Here is a 987-nt window from a genome sequence, read left to right as displayed (position 1 = left end):
TAATCATATCACCATTTGCGACGTGCCCGATTTCATGCCCAAGTACAGCCTTAACTTCCTCACGGCTCATTTTATTGAGTAAGCCTGTGCTTACGGCGACTAAGGCGTTATTTTTATTCCAGCCGGTTGCGAAAGCATTAGCTTGTGCGCTGTTAAATACGCCAACCTCAGGCATACCGATATTGGCTTTTTGAGCAAGATCCTGGACGGTGGTATAGAGCCATTTTTGGTCAGCGTTTTGTGGCTCTTCAATCACTTGAACTCTCATACTGCGTTTTGCCATGAATTTTGACATCAGCAAGGAGACGACTGAGCCTGCCATACCAAATATCAGGCAGAAGATAAGGAGGTTATTGTAGTCCAAACCCTGTGCAGTCATATAACTGCCAACCCCGAGTAGGCTAAGCGTAAAGCTAGCGACTAATACAACGGATAAGTTTGTGGCTAGGAATAAAAATATTCTCATCATTTTGGTTTATCTCGCGTGTGGTGTTACCTGCGAATATATGGCCTGAGTGAAAAATATCAAGTCTTATAAGGTTCAATATGGAGTAGGTTTAATGTGTTATTGATACCGTAGTTTGTCCGTTTTGGACAAACTACGGTCGCATATGCGAGCTCAAATGGCCGAACAGATTAATGTGCTTTGTTTATCCAATGTTTGCTTTCGAGTTCTATCAGACTCTGAAGCTCAACTATTTGTTCCTATTTTTATTATTATCTAGCGTTACTTTTAACATGCACCTCTTGAAGTTATTACATTAAAGATAGCGCACAATAATTAAATTCTTATGGACATCCCACGGCGGTACTTGTTTAGTGCTTTTTCTTATGTTAATTTTTGTACATATTCGTTAACGTTAGAGGGAAGGCATGTAGTGGTCAACTAAAACTGGCCAGCCCGTTATAAGTTTTTTCGTAAGCCTGTTCAGTCAATAACGGTGACATACCACCATTATGATGATGAGGCCGATGACGATTGTAGTA

The 987-nt window shown here is 40.7% G+C and carries 1 protein-coding gene; it reads right to left on the bottom strand.

Features of this window, described 5'->3' with window-relative positions; genetic code table 11:
- Positions 1-469: M48 family metalloprotease (locus tag A3756_RS02595; protein ID WP_156490209.1), on the bottom strand; the 469-nt coding region annotated here is incomplete at its 3' end.
- Between the last annotated feature and the right edge of the window lie 518 nt (positions 470-987).

The organism is Oleiphilus sp. HI0086, from assembly GCF_001635225.1.
Note: the sequence above shows the minus strand (reverse complement) of the source record. Positions and strands in the feature narration are given on the sequence as shown.